At 73.0% G+C, this 1,640-nt stretch carries 1 protein-coding gene; it reads left to right on the forward strand.

The features are described 5' to 3' along the window. Positions 1–464 precede the first annotated feature (464 nt). Positions 465–1,562 (forward strand): S1 family peptidase, encoded by a 1,098-nt coding sequence (locus ACYVE9_RS25885; RefSeq protein WP_461030321.1) that lies wholly within the window; start codon positions 465–467, stop codon positions 1,560–1,562. Positions 1,563–1,640: the final 78 nt, after the last annotated feature.

The following is a 1,640-nucleotide window of genomic DNA, read 5'->3' on the forward strand; positions in this document are numbered from 1 at the left end:
GTCACCCCCGCCACTGCGGCCACCGTGGCAGCAGCCGCGTCGCAGCGGGCAGGATCGGGCTTTGCGCTTCGCGGACGGCACGGGTGACGCCGCCTCGCCCCGCCCCCTCGCGTCACCGCAGGACGGGCCGGACGGTGCCGGATCATCCCGGGCCGCTGCTCGCCGGGGCGACGACCGGACAGGCCGCGGAATGCCCGCTTCCGTGTGTGCCTGCCCGCTCGGCGCCCGCTTGCCGACCGGCGTCAGGTGGCGAACAGCCTTGCCTGCCCGGGCTATTGCGCGGCGATCATCCCATCGGCTAGACATTCGTACCGGCACGGATGCCCTTCCCCACGGGCACGCTCCACGTCGCCGTCAGCCGTGGCCGGCACCCCCGGCCGTCAGTCCTCTAGGAACAGCGCACCCCGCCAACAGGCCGTCCGGCCCTTGGCGCTTGCTTCCGGCCCCCACTGGGAGGACCCCCCATGTCGTTCCTCACCTCCGCACGCCCGCAGACCGGTCGCCGCAGGCCGGTGGCCGTTCTCGCGGCCACCGCGGCACTCGCCCTCGTCCCGCTCTCGGCGGGCACCGCCACCGCGGCCGACACCCCGGCACCCGCCCCGGGCCCGACGGCGTCCCAGGCCGAGATGCGCACGGCGGCGAGCCTGGAGAAGTCCCTCGGCTCCCGCACCACCGGCGCCTATCTGCACCCGCGAACAGGTGAACTCACCGTCAACGTGACCGACACCGCCGCTGAGCGGAAGGTGCGTGCGGCCGGCGCCGTGCCCAGACGCGTCTCGCGCGGCCCGGCCCAGCTGGAGGCGGCCGTCGACACACTGGCCGAGCGCGCGGCGATACCCGGCACCTCCTGGGGTGTCGACCCGGTGACGAACCGGGTGGAGGTGCACGTCGACGAGTCGGTGTCCGCGCACGAACTCGCCCAGCTGGACGAGGTCGTGGAGGACCTGGGCGGTTCCGCCCGGCTGACCAGGGTCGAGGGCACCTACACCACGGAGGTCAACGGCGGCGACGCGATCTGGGCCGGTGGCAGCCGCTGCTCGGCGGCGTTCAACGTCGCCAAGGGCGGTGTCAAGTACTTCCTGACCGCCGGTCACTGCACCAACATCTCGGCCAACTGGCAGGCCTCCAACGGCGGGCACAACATCGGTGTCCGGGCCGGGACGAGCTTCCCGACCAACGACTACGGCATCGTGCGCTACACCGACAACTCCCAGGCGCCGGGCCGCGTCAACCTGTACAACGGCTCGTACCAGGACATCGCCCGGGCCGGTGACCCGGTGGTCGGCCAGGCCATCCGCAAGAGCGGCAGCACCACCGGCGTGACGAACGGCACCGTCCGGGCGGTGAACGTCACCGTCAACTACAGCCAGGGCGCGGTGCACGGCATGGTGCGCACCAACGCCTGCTCGGCGGGCGGCGACAGCGGCGGCGCGCACTTCGTGAACAACGTCGCGTTCGGCATCCACTCCGGCGGCACCGGTTCCTGCGTCAACGGCGTGGGCGGCGCGATCTTCCAGCCCGTGCTCGAGGCGCTGTCCGTCTACGGCGTGAGCATCTACTGATCCGCGTCCGGTGAGGTGGGCCGGCTGACGGGCCGGTCCGCCCCGGATGCGCAGGGCCCGTGGAGCGAGCGCTCCACG

It is taken from the genome of Streptomyces sparsus, from assembly GCF_054776295.1.